Origin of the sequence: Streptococcus sp. HMSC072G04, assembly GCF_001813295.1 — a bacterium.
In the GTDB taxonomy this organism is placed as follows: Bacteria; Bacillota; Bacilli; order Lactobacillales; family Streptococcaceae; genus Streptococcus.
This window is the reverse complement of record NZ_KV812031.1, coordinates 349-687: the sequence shown is the minus strand read 5'-3', so window position 1 is coordinate 687 and position 339 is coordinate 349. Positions and strand designations below refer to the sequence as shown.

The following is a 339-nucleotide window of genomic DNA, read 5'->3' as shown; positions in this document are numbered from 1 at the left end:
AAAGGTCTCTACTTCTATGAAGTGGATTTGGCAGGTACTCAAGGTAAATCAGATAAAGAGCTTCTTGACCTCTTGAAACAAAATGGTACGCAAAGCTATAAAGCTACTATCAAAGTCTACGGTGCAAAAGATGGCAAGGCAGACTTGAGCAATCTCGTAGCGACTAAGGATTTGGATGTCAATTTGAACGGCTTGACAACACCAGCTGAAGTGCAAAAAGGTGTGGCTGACAATACCAAAGACACAGTGGATGTCCCAGCCACTTACTTGGACAAGGCCAACTTCCCTGGTCCATTCACAGCTGGGATCAACCAAGTCATTCCATATGAATTCTTCGCT

At 44.0% G+C, this 339-nt stretch carries 1 protein-coding gene; it reads left to right on the top strand.

Features of this window, described 5'->3' with window-relative positions; translation table 11 throughout:
- The coding region (locus HMPREF2904_RS11940) for an SSURE domain-containing protein (RefSeq protein ID WP_256263252.1) at positions 1-339 on the top strand (339 nt) is incomplete at both ends.